Raw genomic sequence first — 15,216 nt, forward strand, 5'->3', positions numbered from 1 at the left:
GTACCCGTCGGTCTTGCGTGGCGGCCGGGTACCCGGGGCTCCGTCCACCGAACCGCCGCCCGGTTTCGGCCGAACAGCGGATTCTGCGCCGCTTTCCGTGTGCCGAACCAGATTCGGTCAGGTATGGCAATAAATGCTTCAAGAAGCGCACAATCATTGACACGGAACGGGCGGACAGGTGATCGGAATGCGACGAGGGACGCACAGGCGGCGCGGCGCCGCACTGCTGACCGCGGCGGTGGCGGTCTCGCTGGCCGCGGGCTGCACCGCGGGGTCCGGCACGGGATCCCGCGGGGAGGCGGACGGGCGGGCGCCGCGGCCGGAGCGGTCGCACAGTACGGGCGACTCCGGCTCGGTGCTCGCCGTGAAGGTCGACAACGTGCGAGCGGCCCGGCCGCAGACGGGCCTGGGCGCCGCGGACGTCGTCTACGCGGAACCGGTGGAGGCCGGGCTGAGCCGCCTGATGGCCGTCTACGCGACCGAGTTGCCCGAGAAGGTGGGTCCGGTGCGCAGCGCCCGCGAGTCCGACCTGGAGCTGCTGCGCCAGTTCGACCGGCCGACGCTGGCCTTCTCCGGCGCGCACAGCAAGCTGCTGCCGCTCATCGACAAGGCGCCCCTGCGTGCGGAGCCGCCGGGCGAGGGGTCCGACGCCTACGTCCGTGACGACGGGCGGCCCGCCCCGCACAACCTCTACCTGCGGTCCGGCCGGCTGCTGCCGGAACCCGCGGGCGCCGACGCCCTGGCCACGGGCTTCCACTACGGCGAGGCGCCCGAGGGCGGCCGGTCGGTGTCCTCGCGCACGGTGCGCTACCCGTCGGCGTCCTTCGGCTTCACCTGGTCCGAGAGCGCCGGCCGTTGGCTGGTCTCCATGGACGGCGCCCCCGCCCGGACGGCCGACGGCGGACGCCTGGCACCGGCGACGGTCGTCGTGCAGCACGTGAACGTGCGCGAGTCGGACTTCCGCGACTTCCGCGGCAGCAACTCGCCGTACGTGGAGTCGGTGGGCTCGGGCGAGGCCGAGGTGCTGCGCGACGGGCGCTCGTACGACGCGGACTGGAAGCGCGGCACGGCGGCGGACGGCACGTCGTTCACCACCGAGGACGGCACGGCGCTGAACTTCGCCGAGGGCCAGGTGTGGGTGGTGTTCGCCGACGCGACGAACACCACCGAGGCCGACCCGGCGAAGGCGCCCTGATCAGCTCGGGGCCGCCGCGGGCTCGGCCGGGTTGCGGAGCCCTTCGGCGGCGTCCGCGACCCGGCGGATCAGATCGAAGAAGACGGCCTGCTCGTCGGCGGAGAGCGGGGCCAGGAAGACCTGGTTCATCCGGGCCGTCCGCACGGTCAGCCTGCGGTGGACGCGCAGGCCCTCGTCGGTCGCGCGCAGGAGGAAACGACGGCCGTCCTGCGGGTCGCGGACCTTGTCCAGCAGCCCGCGACGGCCGAGCCGGCTGATCACCTCGGCGATGGTGGACCGGTCCAGCCCCACCCGCTCCCCGACCGTGCGCTGGTCCAGGCCCGGCTCGGCGACCAGCGCGTTGAGGACCGCGAACTGCGGTGAGGTGGTCTCCTCCGAGACCATCGTGTTCCACAGCAGGTAGTGCGCCTGCTGCAGCCGCCGGGCCAGGTGTCCGGGGTGGGTGGTCAGGTCGACCGCGGCCATGTGCGCTCCCGTGGGTCACTTCGTTGGTGCACTGACGATACATCGGACACACTGTGGCTGTCCGTAGCCATGCCAGGCGATCTGCCTCCTGCTTTTGCGGGTCTTGACGCTTCGGCCGTCCGGTGGCAGCGTGTGGGAAACCTCGCTGAAATACTCAGTGCGCTGATTAATTAGCAGAGATGGGGCTTCTCGGATGGACAAGGTGGTGGCCACGGCCGCCGAGGCGGTGGCCGACATACCGGACGGCGCCTCGCTCGCCGTGGGCGGCTTCGGCCTCAGCGGTGTGCCGAACGTGCTGATCCAGGCGCTGTACGAGCGCGGGACCGGCGGGCTGTCGGTGGTCTCCAACAACTGCGGGGCGATGGACTCCGGGCTGGCGGTCCTGCTGGCCGCGGGACGGATCGCCCGGGTGACCGGGTCCTACATCGGGGCGAACAAGGAGTTCGCCCGGCAGTACCTGGGCGGGGAGCTGGAGGTGGAGATGATCCCGCAGGGCACGCTGGCCGAGCGGCTGCGGGCCGGCGGGGCCGGGATTCCCGCCTTCTACACCCCGGCCGGGGTGGGCACGCAGGTCGCCGACGGAGGGCTGCCGTGGCGCTACGACGGTTCCGGCGGGGTCGCGCTGACCTCGCCGCCGAAGGAGGTCCGCGAGTTCGACGGCGCGCCGTACGTGCTGGAGCGCGGTATCCGTACCGACTTCGCGCTCGTGCGGGCGGCGAAGGGGGACCGGCACGGGAACCTGGTGTTCGCGAAGTCGTCGCGGAACTTCAATCCCCTCGCGGCGATGGCCGGACGGGTGACCGTCGCCGAGGTCGAGCGGCTGGTCGAGCCCGGCGAGATCGATCCGGACGCGGTGCACCTGCCGGGGATCTTCGTGCAGCGCGTCGTCGCGCTGACGGCGGAGCAGGCGGCGGACAAGAGGATCGAGCGGCGGACGGTGAGTTCCTGATGGCCTGGACACGTGAAGAGATGGCCGCACGGGCGGCCCGGGAACTGCGGGACGGCCAGTACGTCAACCTCGGCATCGGCCTGCCGACGCTGATCCCGAACTACCTCCCGGAGGGCGTGGAGGTGACGCTGGAGTCCGAGAACGGCATCCTGGGCACCGGCCGGTATCCGACCGAGGCAGAGGTGGACCCCGATCTGATCAACGCCGGCAAGGAGACCGTGACGGTCCTGCCGGGCGCCTCCTTCTTCGACTCGGCGCTGTCCTTCGGCATGATCCGGGGCGGGCACATCGACGTCGCCGTGCTGGGGGCCATGCAGGTCTCCGCCACCGGTGACCTGGCCAACTGGGCGATCCCGGGCAAGATGATCACCGGGATCGGCGGGGCGATGGACCTCGTCCACGGTGCCCGCACCGTCATCGTGGTGATGACCCACACCGCCAAGGACGGCTCACCCAAGATCCTCCAGGAGTGCGCGCTGCCGCTCACGGGCAAGGGGTGCGTGAACCGGGTCATCACCGACCTCGGCGTCCTCGACGTCACCGACGACGGTCTGGTCCTGGTGGAAACCGCGCCCGGAGTGAGCGTCGACGAGATCACCGCCAGGACCGATGCCGAGCTCGTCGTCGCGGAGGGACTCAAGTGAAGGACGTCTACATCGTCGACGCGGTCCGCACCCCGTTCGGCAAGTACAACGGCTCCCTCGCGGGCGTCCGCCCCGACGACCTGGCCGCCCACGCGATCCGCGAACTCCTCGCCCGCACGCCCGGCCTGGATCCGGCCCGGGTCGAGGACGTGTACTTCGGCAACGCCAACGGCGCCGGCGAGGAGAACCGCAACGTCGCCCGCATGGCCGCCCTCCTGGCCGGCCTGCCCACCGGCGTCCCCGGCGTGACCGTGAACAGGCTGTGCGCCTCCGGCCTCGAAGCGGTGATCCAGGCCGCGCGGGCCATCGCCGTCGGCGACGCGTCGATCACCCTCGCGGGCGGAGTGGAGTCGATGACCCGGGCGCCGTACGTGCTGCCCAAGTCGGACCGGCCCTTCCCGGCCGGGCACACCGAGCTGTACTCGACCACCCTGGGCTGGCGCATGGTCAACCCGAGGATGGACCCGCAGTGGACCGTCCCCCTCGGCGAGTCGGCCGAACTCATCGCCGACAAGCACAAGATCACCCGCGAGCGGCAGGACGAGTACGCCCTCGCCTCCCACCGCAAGGCCGCCCGCGCCCAGACCGACGGCCTGTTCGACGGCGAACTCGCGCCCGTCCCGGTGCCGCGGCGCAAGGGCGACCCGGTCGACTTCGCCGCCGACGAGTGCGTACGCCCGACCGCGTCCCCGGACGCGATGGCGAAACTCAAGCCGTCCTTCCGCACCACCGGCGGCACGGTCACCGCCGGGAACGCCTCGCCGCTCAACGACGGCGCCGCGGCCCTGCTCCTCGTGGACGAGGAGGGCCTGAAGGCCACCGGCCGCGAACCGCTCGCCCGGATCTCCGCCACCGGCGTCTCGGCGACCGACCCGCACTACTTCGGCCTCGCCCCCGTCGAAGCCGTGCATCGCGCCCTCGCCAAGGCCGGCCGGTCCTTCGCCGACCTGGACGTCCTCGAACTCAACGAGGCGTTCGCCGCCCAGGTGCTGGGCTGTGTCGCCGAGTGGCCCGACTTCGACCCCGCGATCCTCAACCCCCAGGGCGGAGCCATCGCGCTGGGCCATCCCCTGGGCGCCTCCGGTGCCCGCCTCGCCGGCACCGTCGCCCACCAGCTCGCCCGCAAGGGCGGCGGGACCGGCGTCGCCACCCTCTGCATCGGCGTCGGCCAGGGTCTCGCCCTGGTCCTCGACCGCTAGTCACGTCACCCACGGGAACCCCATGACTCTCACTCAGCACGACATCGACGCGGAGATCGCGGCCGAGCACGCCGCGTACGAGAAGCGGGTCGCCGACGGCGGGCCCGTCGAGCACCACCCGCGCCGCGACTACGCGCCGTACCGCTCCTCGGTGCTGCGGCACCCGAAGCAGCCGCCGATCGCCATCGACGTCACCAAGGACCCGGAGCTGGTGGAGCTGTCCTCCCCCGCCTTCGGGGAGCGGGACATCACGGTCGTCGACAACGACCTGACCCGGCAGCACACCGGGGAGCCGGTCGGCGAGCGGATCACCGTCTCCGGCCGCCTCCTCGACCGGAACGGGAAGCCCGTACGGGGCCAGCTCGTGGAGGTCTGGCAGGCGAACTCGGCCGGACGGTACGCCCACCAGCGAGAGCAGCACGACGCGCCGCTGGACCCGAACTTCACCGGCGTGGGCCGCACCCTCTCCGACGACGACGGCTTCTACCGCTTCACCACCGTCCAGCCGGGCCCCTACCCGTGGCGCAACCACGTCAACGCCTGGCGCCCGGCCCACATCCACTTCTCGGTGTTCGGCTCGGCCTTCACGCAGCGGCTCGTGACGCAGATGTACTTCCCGAACGACCCGCTCTTCCCGTACGACCCGATCCTGCAGTCCGTGACGGACGACGCCGCCCGGCAGCGGCTGATCGCGACGTACGACCACAGCCTCTCCGTGCCCGAGTTCTCCCTCGGCTACCACTGGGACATCGTGCTCGACGGCCCGAACGCCACCTGGATCGAAGAAGGGCGCTGACCGCCATGACGAAGATCGACACCAGCAGCCCGGAGACCGTGCTGCCCACGCCTTCGCACACGGTCGGCCCGTTCTACGGGTACGCGCTGCCCTTCCGCGGCGGCGAGGACATCGCGCCCGCCGGGCACCCGGACACGATCACCGTGCACGGGTACGTGTACGACGGCGAGGGCAACCCGCTGCCGGACGCGCTCCTGGAGGTCTGGGGGCCGGACCCGGACGGCAAGCTGCCGACCACCGACGGCTCGATGCGGCGCGACCCGGCGTCCGGCGGCTTCCTCGGGCGCAACGGCGTGGAGTTCACCGGCTTCGGCCGCCTCCAGACCGACGCGAACGGCCACTGGTACGCGCGGACGCTGCGGCCCGGGGCGCGCGGAGGCGGTGCGCCGCACGTCAGCGTGTGCGTGTTCGCGCGCGGGCTGCTCGTGCACCTGTTCACCCGGATCTACCTGCCGGACGACGGGGCGCTGCTCGCCGCGGACCCGCTGCTGTCCCGGGTGGACGCGGAGCGCCGCGACACGCTGATCGCCGCGGACGAGGGCAACGGGACGTACCGTTTCGACATCCGTCTTCAGGGCGAAGGCGAGACGGTCTTCCTGGAGTTCCAGTGACATCAGCTGCCGAAACGGGCCTGCTCGCCCCCGGGTGGGCGGGCTCACCGGCCGCCGACGCGACCGACGACCGCGCCTGGCTGCGGGCGCTGCTCGACGCGGAGGCGGCCCTGACCCGGGCCCAGGCCGGGCTGGGGCTCGCCCCCGCCGAGGCGGCGAGCGCGGTGACCGACGCGGCCGACCCCGCCCGTTTCGACGTGCGCTCCCTGGCCGAGCGCGCCCGCGGTGGCGGGAACCCGGTCATCCCGCTGGTGGCCGACCTGACGAAGGCGGTCGGCGAGGAGTACGGGCCGTACGTCCACCGGGGCGCGACCAGCCAGGACATCCTGGACACGGCGACGATGCTGGTCGCCGCCCGCACCCTGGACCTGCTGCTCCCCGACCTCGCCCGCACCGAAGGGGCGCTGGCCCGGCTGGCCGCCGAGCACCGGGACACGGCGATGCCGGGCCGGACGCTCACCCAGCACGCCGTGCCGACGACCTTCGGGCTGAAGGCGGCCGGCTGGCGCACGCTGGTCCTCGACGCGCGGGACCGGATCGTCACCGTACGCGACACGCTGCCCGCGCAACTCGGCGGCGCGGCGGGCACCTTGGCCGCCTTCGAGGCGTACGGCGCGACCGACCCCGCCGAACTGCCGGCGGTCTACGCCCGTGAACTCGGCCTGCGGGCGCCCGCGTTGCCCTGGCACACGCTGCGCACCCCGGTCGCCGACCTGGCCGGATGCCTCGCCTTCGCGGCCGGGGCGCTCGGGAAGATCGCCGCGGACGTGCTGACGCTGTCCCGCACCGAGCTGGGCGAGGTCGCCGAGGGCAGCGGTGGCGGCTCGTCGGCGATGCCGCACAAGGCCAATCCCGTACGGTCCACCCTCATCGCGTCGGCCGCCCGGCGCGCGCCGCAGCTCGCGGCCACGCTGTACGGCTCGCTGGTCGCGGAGGACGAGCGGCCGGCCGGGGCCTGGCACGCCGAGTGGGAACCGCTGCGGGACCTGCTGCGGCTGACCGGCGGCGCCGCCCGCGACGCCGCCGAACTGACCGAGGGGCTGCGCGTGCGTCCGGACGTGATGCGTGCGCACCTCGGCCTCACGCACGGGCTGATCGTGTCCGAGCGGCTCTCCGCCGAACTGGCGCCGGTGCTCGGGCGGGCCCGGGCCAAGGAACTGCTCACCGAACTTGCCCAGCGGACGTACGCCGAGGGCCGCGATCTGGCGGAACTGCTCGCCGAGGTACCCGAGTTGTCCGGGCTCGCCCTCGGCGCCCTGTCCGACCCCGCCCGTTGCACCGGCTCCGCCGGAATCCTGACCGACCGTGCTCTGGAGCGACGTTGACCATGCTCAACCACCTGACCGAAGGCCCCGCCTCCGCTCCCCCGCTGCTGCTGGGTCCCTCGCTGGGCACCTCGTACGCGCTGTGGGACAAGGTGGCGCCCGAGCTGTCCATCGGGCACCGGGTGGTCCGCTGGGACCTGCCGGGGCACGGAGGTTCGGCGGCGCAGCTGATCGGGCCGGGCGCCACCGTCGGTGACCTCGCCGGCCTGGTGCTCGCGCTCGCCGACTCGCTCGGGGCGGAACGGTTCGCCTACGCCGGGGTGTCGCTGGGCGGCGCGGTGGGTCTGCATCTGGCCGTGCACCATCCGGAGCGGGTGTCGTCGCTGGCCGTCGTCTGCTCGTCGGCGCACTTCAACGGTGCGAAGGCGTGGGAGGAGCGGGCGGCGGCGGTGCGTGCGGAAGGGCTGGCGAAGCTCGCGGACGGGGCGGACGGCCGGTGGTTCACGCCCGGGTTCACCGTGCCGAGGCTGGTCCAGGACCACCGGGACGCCGATCCGGCCGCGTACGCGGCCTGCTGCGACGCGCTGGCCGCGTTCGACCTGCGGGACCGGCTCGGCGAGATCACCGCGCCGACGCTGCTGATCGCGGGCCGCGAGGACCCGGCGACCCCGCCCGCGCATCTGCGGGAGATCGCCGACGCGGTGCCGGGCGCGACGCTGACCGAGCTGCCGGGGGCCTCGCATCTGGCGCCGGCGCAGCGGCCCGGGGCGGTGCTGACCGCGCTGCGGGCACACTTCGACGGCGGCGCCGCGCGGGGCATGGCCGTGCGGCGCGAGGTGCTCGGGGACGCGCACGTGGACCGGGCGCAGGAGCGGCAGACCCCGTTCACCGCCCGCTTCCAGGACTTCATCTCGCGCTACGCCTGGGGCGAGATCTGGACGGACGAGACCCTCTCGCGCCGCGAGCGCAGCATGGTCACGATGACGGCGCTGGTCGCGCACGGCCACTACGAGGAGCTGGCCATGCATGTACGAGCGGCGCGGCGCAACGGGCTGACGCCGGACGAGATCGGCGCGGTGCTGCTGCAGACGGCGGTGTACTGCGGGGTGCCGGCGGCGAACTCGGCGTTCGCGGCGGCCCAGCGGGTGCTGGCCGAGGAGGACGGCGGCGTGGAGGAGGACGGCACCGCCCGCTGACCTCAGCCCACCTGTCCCGCGGCCAGTGCGTCGCGGGCCCGCGCCACCAGTCCGTCCGCACCGCACGAGTCCGCCAGCGCGAGGCCACGGTTCAGTTCGGCCTCCGAGCGGGCCGCGATGCCGTACTCCACGCGGGCGGCGGCGTGCTCGTACTGGCAGGGTGAGGCCTCCAGATAGGCGACGGCCTGCGCGGCGAGCCGGACCGCGCGCTGCCCGGTCTCCAGCGCGGCGGCGCACCGCAGGGCCTCTCCTATCGCGGTGTCCGTGCCGAAGCGCTCGGCGTGCCGGCGGGCGTCGGTGACGAGGCGGGCGGCGCGGCCCGGGTCCTCCGTGGCGAGGGCCCGCGCCAGCTCGGTCGCCCAGGGATGCACCACCGGGTTGTGCCTGCCGCGTGCGGCCGCCGCCTTCTCGGCTGTCTCCAGCTCGTTGACGCCCTCCTTGGTGCGGCCGGTCGCGATCAGCAGCCGGGCCCGTACGGGGCGCGGGTCGGGCAGCACGATCGTGGACGGGTACGGCGGGTCGAAGCCGTAGCGGTCGGCGACCGACCGGGCCTCCTCGACGTGGCCGCGGGCGAGCAGCGTGTCGATCAGGTTGCAGGTCGCGGACCAGTACAGCGGCAGGCCGCGGCCGACCCGCTCGGCGAGGCGCAGCGATTCGCGCAGGGACTTCTCGGCCTCCCTCAGCCGGCCCCGCCTGCGGTGGCCCAGACCGACGTAGGCGTGTGCGAGAGCGAGGTGACCACCACTCCAGCCGGCGGTCTCATAGGTGCTCAGGGCCTCGGTGAACAGTGCCTCGGCGCGGTCGAGCCGGTCGGTGTAGGCGTAGGAGTTGGCCAGCATCATAGGCAGTTCGAGGCCCCACTCGGTGTCGGTCCACCCGAGCCCGGAGGCGAGGCGGCCGTTGACGAGGGCCCGGTCGCAGAGCTCGACGACCTCTTCGGCGTTCTCGCCACGCGTCATGGCGTCGAAGCCGCGCAGGATGAGCAGGGCGCGTTCCGCGTTGTCGCGGCCGGTGCAGGTGCCGGCGAGTTCGGCGAGGCGCTCGGACCGGCCGGGCGAGGACGTCTCGCCGGGGTGGATGCCCTCCCACATGTACTGGACGGCCTGCAGCCGGAGCCGCACGGACGGGTCCGGATTCCGGGCGGCCTCCGCCCGGACGGTGCGGACGGCCTCCTCCAGCTGGTCGTTGTGGAGCAGGGCCTCGGAGAGCCTGAAGACGGCGTTGACGCGCTGCTCGTCGCCCAGGCCGGGCATGGCGAGGGCGGTGCGCAGGTGGCCGATGGTCGTGGCGGGCGCGGTGAGCAGCGTGGCACAGCCCAGTTCGTAGAGCACGCGCGCATGGGTGTCGGGCAACGGCGGTTCCTGGAGCGCGCGTTCGAGGCAGCGGCGGGCCGCGTCGGGGGCACCGACGGCGAGGTGCTCGCGGGCCGCTTCGCGCAGCTGCTCGACGACTTCCTGGTCGTCGTCGGGATACACCTGGAGCAGATGGCGGGAGGCGGCCGCGGCACCGAGTCCGGAGTCGGCGACCAGCTGGGCCGCTATGCCGTGCATCGCCGTGCGCAGCGCGTCGGGGATGGAGTTGTAGACGGCGGTGGCGATCAGCGGGTGGACGAACTCCAGGTCGTCGGCGGTGGGCTGCCCGGCGGGGTCGGGCGCGGAGAGGATGCGGGCGCTGCACAGCAACTCGGCGCAGCGGGCGGCGTCGCCGCGGTCGAGGGTGGCGAGCCGGGCCACCATGTCGACGGTGATGTCGCCGCCGAGAATGGCGGCGGCCCAGGCGAATCGGGTGGAGTCGACGCCGAGTTGCTCCAGGCGGGCGACGAGGCCGCCGCCGCGGGCCGAGCGGTTCAGGTCACGCAGTTCGGCGGCCTGCGACTCGACCGGTTCCAGTTCGCTGTCCTGGACCTTGGCGAGGAGTTCGACGGTCTCGTACGGGTTGCCGCCGGTCACGGCCCACACCTCTCGGCAGAACGCGGCATCGGCGTGGCCGCCCAGCGTGTCGCGGGTGAGGCCGGCCGTCGCTTCGGGGGTGAGGGCGTTCAGCGGGGCGAGGGGCCGGCCCACGGCGGAGGCCGCGTCCAGGTGGCGGGCGCTGTCGCCGCTGACGTCACCGGGGCGGCGGGCGATCACGATCAGCACGGAGGTCTCGTCGAGCCGTTCGGCGAGCGCGGCCAGCCAGCGCAGGGTCTCCTGGTCGGCCCAGTGGGCGTCGTCGATCAGCAGCACCAGCGGCCACTCCCGGCGGGCCAGCCGGCGTACGGCGGCGACCAGGCCGTCGCACACGCCCTGCGGGTCGGCCTGCCGCTCGCCCGGGTCCGCTATGCCGAGGGCGGGGCCCGCGATGTCGTACCAGTCGCCGAGGTACTCGCGCGCCTCCTCCGGGAGCATGGACACGAGTGCGGGCTGGAGCAGTTGGCGTACGACGTTGAAGGGGACGGACCTGAGTGTCTCGCCGCCGCGCGCGGACCAGACGGTGCAGCCCCGGGCCTCGGCGAGGCGGCGGGTCTCGGCGAGCAGTGCGGTCTTGCCCAGTCCGGCCTCGCCCCTGGCCTCCAGCAGGGTGCCGGGGGACGAGCGGTCCGCGCACAGGGTGTCGACCGCCCGCGTGATGGTGGCGACTTCCTCGTCGCGCTCCCAAAGGGCGGCCGAGGCGGCGGCCGTTCGCCCTACCTCCGTCATCCCGCTACCTCCCCGAGTCGCCCGAATGACGTACAGACCCTGAGCCTAACCGTCCGATCGCGCAAGTGCCGGGGTGTCGGGGCAGCAGTTGCCGTGATGGGTGACATGCGGTAAAGCGCGGACGACGCACCCGCCCCGTCATCAGCCAAGGCACCGTACGGCGACCGTCAACCCGTCGTGAGCGGCGGCGGGGCGGTGCCGGTGTCCGCGAGCCGGGCCTCTCATCCCGCTTTCACCGACGCCTCTTACGGTGGGCACATGACGCAGGAGACTCCTCCCGGGTGGTACCCGGACCCCGGACAGAAGAATGACGGTCCCGCCACCGAGCGCTGGTGGGACGGCAAGGCGTGGACGGACCAGGTCCGCCCCACGGGTTCGGCCGCCGCGTGGGGGCCTCCTGCGCAGCCGCCGGCGCACGACCCCGCGACCGGGCCGTATCCCGTACACCCGGGCTATCCGGGACTTCCCGTGCAGGCGCCGTCCGCGCGGCGGCGCAGGCTGCGTACCGGCATAGCCGTCGCGGTCGCCGTGGCCGTGCTGGCCGGCATCGGGGTGGGCGTGTACGTGCTGGCCGACGACGGTTCGGGCGGCAGCAGCGCGGGCTCCTCGCAGCAGGACCGGCGCGGCCCCGGCGGCCGGGACGACCCCTTCGGCGACTCGGGCGGCGGCGAGGGCGGGGAGTCGCCCTCGCCCGACTCCCCGGACGGGTCCGAACCGCCCACGATAGACAGCGGTTCGGTGACGGACCCGGTCAGCGGGATCAGCCTGCCCATTCCGGACGGCTGGTCCGGGCAGCAGTTGCAGGTCGGCGCGACGGTGACGTCGGACGACAGCTACAAGTGCCCCGGCGACACCTCCAAGACCTGCACCAAGGGTGGCGCCTACTCGGCTCCCGCGATGGTGCTGGGCACCAAGGGGGGCACCGCGGAGGAGGTCGCCAAGGCCGACATCGAGGCGAACGCCGAGGAGTCCTACGGCGGCGAGTCCTACGGCTCGATCACCTCGCACGAGGAACTGGCGTCCAAGGCGGTCACGGTCGCCGGGCAGAAGGGCTATCTGGTCCGCTGGAAGGCGGTCACCAGCAAGGGCGCCGACGGCTACGTCGAGTCGCTCGCCTTCCCCTCCCCCGCCGATCCCGAGCGCATCGTCGTCGTCCGCTTCGGCGTCGACGTCGGGGAGAAGCAGGCGGTGATCGACGAGATAACCAAGGGCATCGAGGTCGACTCCAGCGGCGGGGGCGGCACCGGACAGGACGTCTGACGGGCCCCGGACAGCAGTCGGCCGGGTGGGGCGCCCTTCCGCTCAGAAGGCGTCCCACCCGGCCGGGGGTGCGCGCCGCCCCCGTCCCCACGGTGCGGCGCGGGCAGGTCGCCGTCCAGTCATCCCATGGACGGCGACCTGAGTCTCAGGGCAGGCCGAGCGCCGGCAGCACGACGGCCTCCACGAACCCGACCAGGTACTCCGCGTCGGCCTGCTCGCCCTCGACGACGGGCCGCATGCGCAGCATGCCGAACAGCTGGGCGGGCACGTACTCCAGCGCCGGGTGGCCCGCGGGGACCTCTCCCCGTGCGACGCCGCGCGCGAGGATGTCCCTCAGCGCGGCGATCTCCGGCTCGACGAGCGCCTCGCGCAGCGCGCCCTTGAGTTCCGGGTCCTCCATGACCGCGTGGCCGAGCGCCTGGAGCAGTCCCGTGTCCCTGCCCGCTCCCTCGCCCGCGGCCCGCGCCGCCTGGCGCAGGTCCTCGGCGAGCGACCCGGTGTCGATGTCGGTGAAGCGCACCCGGCGGTTGGAGCGCAGTGCGGCGGCCACGAACTGGGGCTTGGTCTTCCACTGCCGGTAGAGCGTGGACTTGCTGCACCGGGTGCTGGCGGCGATGCCTTCCATGGTGACGGCGTCGTAGCCGCAGGCCCGGATCTGTTCGAGCACGGCGTCGAAGAACTCCTGCTCACGCTCGGGCGTGATCTTGGAGCGGCGCGAGGCGCCGGCCGGTTCCGGTCGGTCCGCGGCCTGCGACGTCATCGGCTGTGCTCCTCACTCGGTCCAGCGGCGGTACGGCGGCGCTGAGCGGCCCGTACTCCAGTGTGTCGTATGTCTATCGATACGTCAGTGTACCGGTACTCCACCGTATCGGTACACTGGCGTATCGGAACGGGGTCGTATCGATGAGAACCGTCACACGGCCCCGGACCTGTGCGCCACACACCTGTGCGCCACACGCACCACCGTCAGTGAAGGGGCCGGGGGATGAATGCCCGCAGCGAGCCTGCAGAAGCGGGGCCGGACGAGCCCGCACGCCCGGACGAGCCCTCGGCCGCGCGCCCGGTCAAGCGCTCGGCCGCACGCCCGCCGCTCGTCCGTGAGCTCCTGCTCGTGGCAGGGCTGTTCCTCGCGTACAAGTTCGGCCGGCAGCTCGCGACGGGCCACACCGCCGAGGCCTTCCGCAACGCCCACCACGTCTGGGACTGGGAGCGCGCGCTGCGGCTGCCCGACGAGGGCACGGTGCAGTCCCTGCTCCTGCACGGCGACACCCTGATACACGCGGCGAACACCTACTACGCGACCGTCCACTTCCCGGCCACCGCGGCCTTCCTGATCTGGCTCTATCTGCGGCGGCCGGGGCACTACGTCCGGGCCCGCCGGGTGCTGGCCGGGGTGACCGGCGCCGCGCTGGTGCTGCACCTCCTCTTTCCGCTCGCCCCGCCGCGCATGCTGGGCACCACCGGGCTGATCGACACGGCCCGGGTCTTCGGTCCCTCGGTGTACGGCCCGCCGAGCACCGACCAGTTGTCGAACCAGTTCGCGGCGATGCCCTCGCTGCACTTCGGCTGGGCCCTGATGGTGGCGGTCGGGCTGATCGTCGCGACGCGGTCCCGCCTCCGGTGGCTGTGGCTGCTGCATCCGCTGCTCACGCTGCTGGTGATCGTGGGCACCGCGAACCACTACTGGCTCGACGTGATCGTGGCGACGGCCATGCTCGGCCTCGCCCTCGCGGTGGTCCGCCCGCCGCACCGGCCGCGGTGCACCGTGAGACTCCGCCGGCCGGAGCCCCGGCACCGGCCGGCCGAGCAGCGCGAGCTGGTGGGGGCGGGCCGATGAGCGCCGCCCTGATCGCCGTCCTGCTGTCCCTGGTCTCCGCCTGTGCCTACGCCGCCGCGGCCGTCGCCCAGGAACGGCTGGCCTCCCGCAGCGCCGGGACGGGCACGCTGCGGATGCTGGCCCGCGGGGCCTGGTGGTGGTCGGTCGCGCTCAACGCCTCGGCCGCGCTGCTGCACGTCGTGGCCCTCAAGTACGGCCCCCTCACCGTGGTCCAGCCGCTCGGTGCGCTCACCCTGGTCGCGGCGGTGCCCCTGGGCGCACGGCTGGCGGGCCGGCGGGTGAGTGCGGTCGAGTGGCGGGGCATCGGACTGACGCTGCTCGGGCTCGGCGCACTGCTGCTCACCGCGTCCGGCCCCGCGCCCGACGACGTGCTGAGCGTGCCCGAGGCGCTGACGGTCTCCGGCGCGACGGCGGCGCTGATCGGTGTGCTGTCCCGGCCCGGCACCCGGCCGGGGCTGCGGCACGCGACGGCGTCCGGCGTCGCCTCCGGGGTCGCCTCGGCGCTCACCCAGACCGTCACGGTCGCCGTCACGGACCACTCGGGCTCGCTGCTCAGCGTCCAGGTGATCGGGGTGGCGGTGCTGGTGGCGGCCTTCGCGGCGGGCGGGCTGCTGCTGGCGCAGACGGCGTACCGGGGAGGTCTGGGCGCCCCGCTGGCCGTGGTGACGCTGGCCAACCCGGTGGCCGCCGCGGTGATCGGGCTGTCCCTGCTCGGTGAGCGGCTGCGGGGCGGCGCGGGCGGCATGCCGCTCGCGCTGACCGGTGCGGCGCTGGCCGCCTGGGGCGTGGTCCAGCTGAGCCGGGCGACACCCGGGCGTTCGGACCAGGCCGGGACGCCGGCTGCCGTACCGGCACCGGCGGCTCCGGTGGGCGCGGGGGCCGTGGGCGCGGGGGCCGTGGGCGCGGAAGCCGTGGGCGCGGAAGCGGTAGGCCCGGGACCGGCCGGCCCGGAAGCCGTGGCCCCCGAGGCGGTGGGCCCGAGGCAGGCGGCCCCGGAAGCCCCGGCCCCCAGGCAGGCGGCCCCGGAAGCGGTGGGCCCGAGGCAGGTCGGGCCCGTGCTGGTGCCCCGGCAGGTGGGGCCGGGGCACCTCACGCGGCTGTAGGGCCGGTCCGGCCGTGCC

The 15,216-nt window shown here is 73.8% G+C and carries 14 protein-coding genes; 11 read left to right on the top strand and 3 right to left on the bottom strand.

What is annotated here, in order from left to right:
• Window positions 1-187 precede the first annotated feature (187 nt).
• Complete coding sequence (locus tag ACIQ6R_RS22920; protein WP_404223072.1) at window positions 188-1,195, top strand: DUF3048 domain-containing protein; 1,008 nt, start codon at window positions 188-190, stop codon at window positions 1,193-1,195.
• Here ACIQ6R_RS22920 and ACIQ6R_RS22925 read toward each other — a convergent pair whose 3' ends face one another.
• Window positions 1,196-1,660 carry a MarR family winged helix-turn-helix transcriptional regulator gene (locus ACIQ6R_RS22925; protein ID WP_404170905.1) on the bottom strand — a complete coding sequence of 155 codons (465 nt, stop codon included), beginning with the start codon at window positions 1,658-1,660 and terminating at the stop codon, window positions 1,196-1,198.
• Window positions 1,661-1,853: 193 nt separating this feature from the next.
• Here ACIQ6R_RS22925 and ACIQ6R_RS22930 point away from each other — a divergent pair, with 193 nt between their 5' ends.
• From ACIQ6R_RS22930 to pcaD, 7 genes are read left to right on the top strand one after another with little or no spacing between them, the layout of a single operon-like run.
• Complete coding sequence (locus tag ACIQ6R_RS22930) at window positions 1,854-2,609, top strand: CoA transferase subunit A (protein WP_404223073.1); 756 nt, start codon at window positions 1,854-1,856, stop codon at window positions 2,607-2,609.
• On the top strand, window positions 2,609-3,253 hold the full coding sequence (locus tag ACIQ6R_RS22935) for a CoA transferase subunit B (protein WP_404223074.1): 645 nt from the start codon (window positions 2,609-2,611) through the stop codon (window positions 3,251-3,253). The genes ACIQ6R_RS22930 and ACIQ6R_RS22935 overlap by 1 nt, the downstream gene beginning before the upstream one ends.
• Window positions 3,250-4,452, top strand: a complete 1,203-nt coding sequence (locus ACIQ6R_RS22940; RefSeq protein ID WP_404223076.1) for a thiolase family protein — start codon at window positions 3,250-3,252, stop codon at window positions 4,450-4,452. The genes ACIQ6R_RS22935 and ACIQ6R_RS22940 overlap by 4 nt, the downstream gene beginning before the upstream one ends.
• A 22-nt stretch (window positions 4,453-4,474) precedes the next feature.
• Window positions 4,475-5,248 carry a protocatechuate 3,4-dioxygenase subunit beta gene (gene pcaH, locus ACIQ6R_RS22945; RefSeq protein WP_404170917.1) on the top strand — a complete coding sequence of 258 codons (774 nt, stop codon included), beginning with the start codon at window positions 4,475-4,477 and terminating at the stop codon, window positions 5,246-5,248.
• 5 nt (window positions 5,249-5,253) lie between these two features.
• Window positions 5,254-5,859 (top strand): protocatechuate 3,4-dioxygenase subunit alpha, encoded by a 606-nt coding sequence (gene pcaG / locus ACIQ6R_RS22950; protein ID WP_404223078.1) that lies wholly within the window; start codon window positions 5,254-5,256, stop codon window positions 5,857-5,859.
• A complete protein-coding gene (gene pcaB, locus ACIQ6R_RS22955) occupies window positions 5,856-7,184 on the top strand; it encodes a 3-carboxy-cis,cis-muconate cycloisomerase (protein ID WP_404223079.1) in 1,329 nt (442 codons plus the stop codon). The genes pcaG and pcaB overlap by 4 nt, the downstream gene beginning before the upstream one ends.
• A 2-nt stretch (window positions 7,185-7,186) precedes the next feature.
• Window positions 7,187-8,320: a 3-oxoadipate enol-lactonase gene (gene pcaD / locus ACIQ6R_RS22960; RefSeq protein WP_404223424.1), complete on the top strand. Its 1,134-nt coding sequence runs from the start codon at window positions 7,187-7,189 to the stop codon at window positions 8,318-8,320.
• Between the two features lie 2 nt (window positions 8,321-8,322).
• Here pcaD and ACIQ6R_RS22965 read toward each other — a convergent pair whose 3' ends face one another.
• A complete protein-coding gene (locus tag ACIQ6R_RS22965) occupies window positions 8,323-10,998 on the bottom strand; it encodes an ATP-binding protein (RefSeq protein WP_404223080.1) in 2,676 nt (891 codons plus the stop codon).
• Between the two features lie 258 nt (window positions 10,999-11,256).
• On the opposite strand from ACIQ6R_RS22965, the gene ACIQ6R_RS22970 reads away from it, so the two are divergent.
• Window positions 11,257-12,258 (top strand): DUF2510 domain-containing protein, encoded by a 1,002-nt coding sequence (locus ACIQ6R_RS22970; RefSeq protein WP_404170932.1) that lies wholly within the window; start codon window positions 11,257-11,259, stop codon window positions 12,256-12,258.
• 145 nt (window positions 12,259-12,403) lie between these two features.
• Here the strand turns inward: ACIQ6R_RS22970 and ACIQ6R_RS22975 are convergent, their stop codons facing one another.
• Window positions 12,404-13,018 (bottom strand): TetR/AcrR family transcriptional regulator, encoded by a 615-nt coding sequence (locus tag ACIQ6R_RS22975; protein ID WP_404170935.1) that lies wholly within the window; start codon window positions 13,016-13,018, stop codon window positions 12,404-12,406.
• Between the two features lie 225 nt (window positions 13,019-13,243).
• On the opposite strand from ACIQ6R_RS22975, the gene ACIQ6R_RS22980 reads away from it, so the two are divergent.
• Complete coding sequence (locus tag ACIQ6R_RS22980; protein ID WP_404223082.1) at window positions 13,244-14,095, top strand: phosphatase PAP2 family protein; 852 nt, start codon at window positions 13,244-13,246, stop codon at window positions 14,093-14,095.
• Window positions 14,092-15,198, top strand: a complete 1,107-nt coding sequence (locus ACIQ6R_RS22985; protein ID WP_404223084.1) for a hypothetical protein — start codon at window positions 14,092-14,094, stop codon at window positions 15,196-15,198. Before ACIQ6R_RS22980 ends, ACIQ6R_RS22985 begins: the two co-directional genes overlap by 4 nt.
• The last annotated feature ends 18 nt before the right edge of the window (window positions 15,199-15,216 follow it).

Source organism: Streptomyces sp. NPDC096048 (genome assembly GCF_044763415.1).
GTDB lineage: Bacteria > Actinomycetota > Actinomycetes > Streptomycetales > Streptomycetaceae > Streptomyces.

What these genes read in the sequence shown, in the direction of transcription:
- ACIQ6R_RS22935 (WP_404223074.1), top strand. Translation starts at nt 2,609, where the DNA reads ATGGCCTGGACACGTGAAGAGATGGCCGCACGGGCGGCCCGGGAACTG.
- pcaD (WP_404223424.1), top strand. Translation starts at nt 7,187, where the DNA reads ATGCTCAACCACCTGACCGAAGGCCCCGCCTCCGCTCCCCCGCTGCTG.
- ACIQ6R_RS22925 (WP_404170905.1), bottom strand. Translation starts at nt 1,660, where the DNA reads ATGGCCGCGGTCGACCTGACCACCCACCCCGGACACCTGGCCCGGCGG.
- ACIQ6R_RS22980 (WP_404223082.1), top strand. Translation starts at nt 13,244, where the DNA reads ATGAATGCCCGCAGCGAGCCTGCAGAAGCGGGGCCGGACGAGCCCGCA.
- pcaH (WP_404170917.1), top strand. Translation starts at nt 4,475, where the DNA reads ATGACTCTCACTCAGCACGACATCGACGCGGAGATCGCGGCCGAGCAC.
- ACIQ6R_RS22965 (WP_404223080.1), bottom strand. Translation starts at nt 10,998, where the DNA reads ATGACGGAGGTAGGGCGAACGGCCGCCGCCTCGGCCGCCCTTTGGGAG.
- ACIQ6R_RS22985 (WP_404223084.1), top strand. Translation starts at nt 14,092, where the DNA reads ATGAGCGCCGCCCTGATCGCCGTCCTGCTGTCCCTGGTCTCCGCCTGT.
- ACIQ6R_RS22975 (WP_404170935.1), bottom strand. Translation starts at nt 13,018, where the DNA reads ATGACGTCGCAGGCCGCGGACCGACCGGAACCGGCCGGCGCCTCGCGC.
- ACIQ6R_RS22970 (WP_404170932.1), top strand. Translation starts at nt 11,257, where the DNA reads ATGACGCAGGAGACTCCTCCCGGGTGGTACCCGGACCCCGGACAGAAG.
- ACIQ6R_RS22930 (WP_404223073.1), top strand. Translation starts at nt 1,854, where the DNA reads ATGGACAAGGTGGTGGCCACGGCCGCCGAGGCGGTGGCCGACATACCG.
- ACIQ6R_RS22920 (WP_404223072.1), top strand. Translation starts at nt 188, where the DNA reads ATGCGACGAGGGACGCACAGGCGGCGCGGCGCCGCACTGCTGACCGCG.
- pcaG (WP_404223078.1), top strand. Translation starts at nt 5,254, where the DNA reads ATGACGAAGATCGACACCAGCAGCCCGGAGACCGTGCTGCCCACGCCT.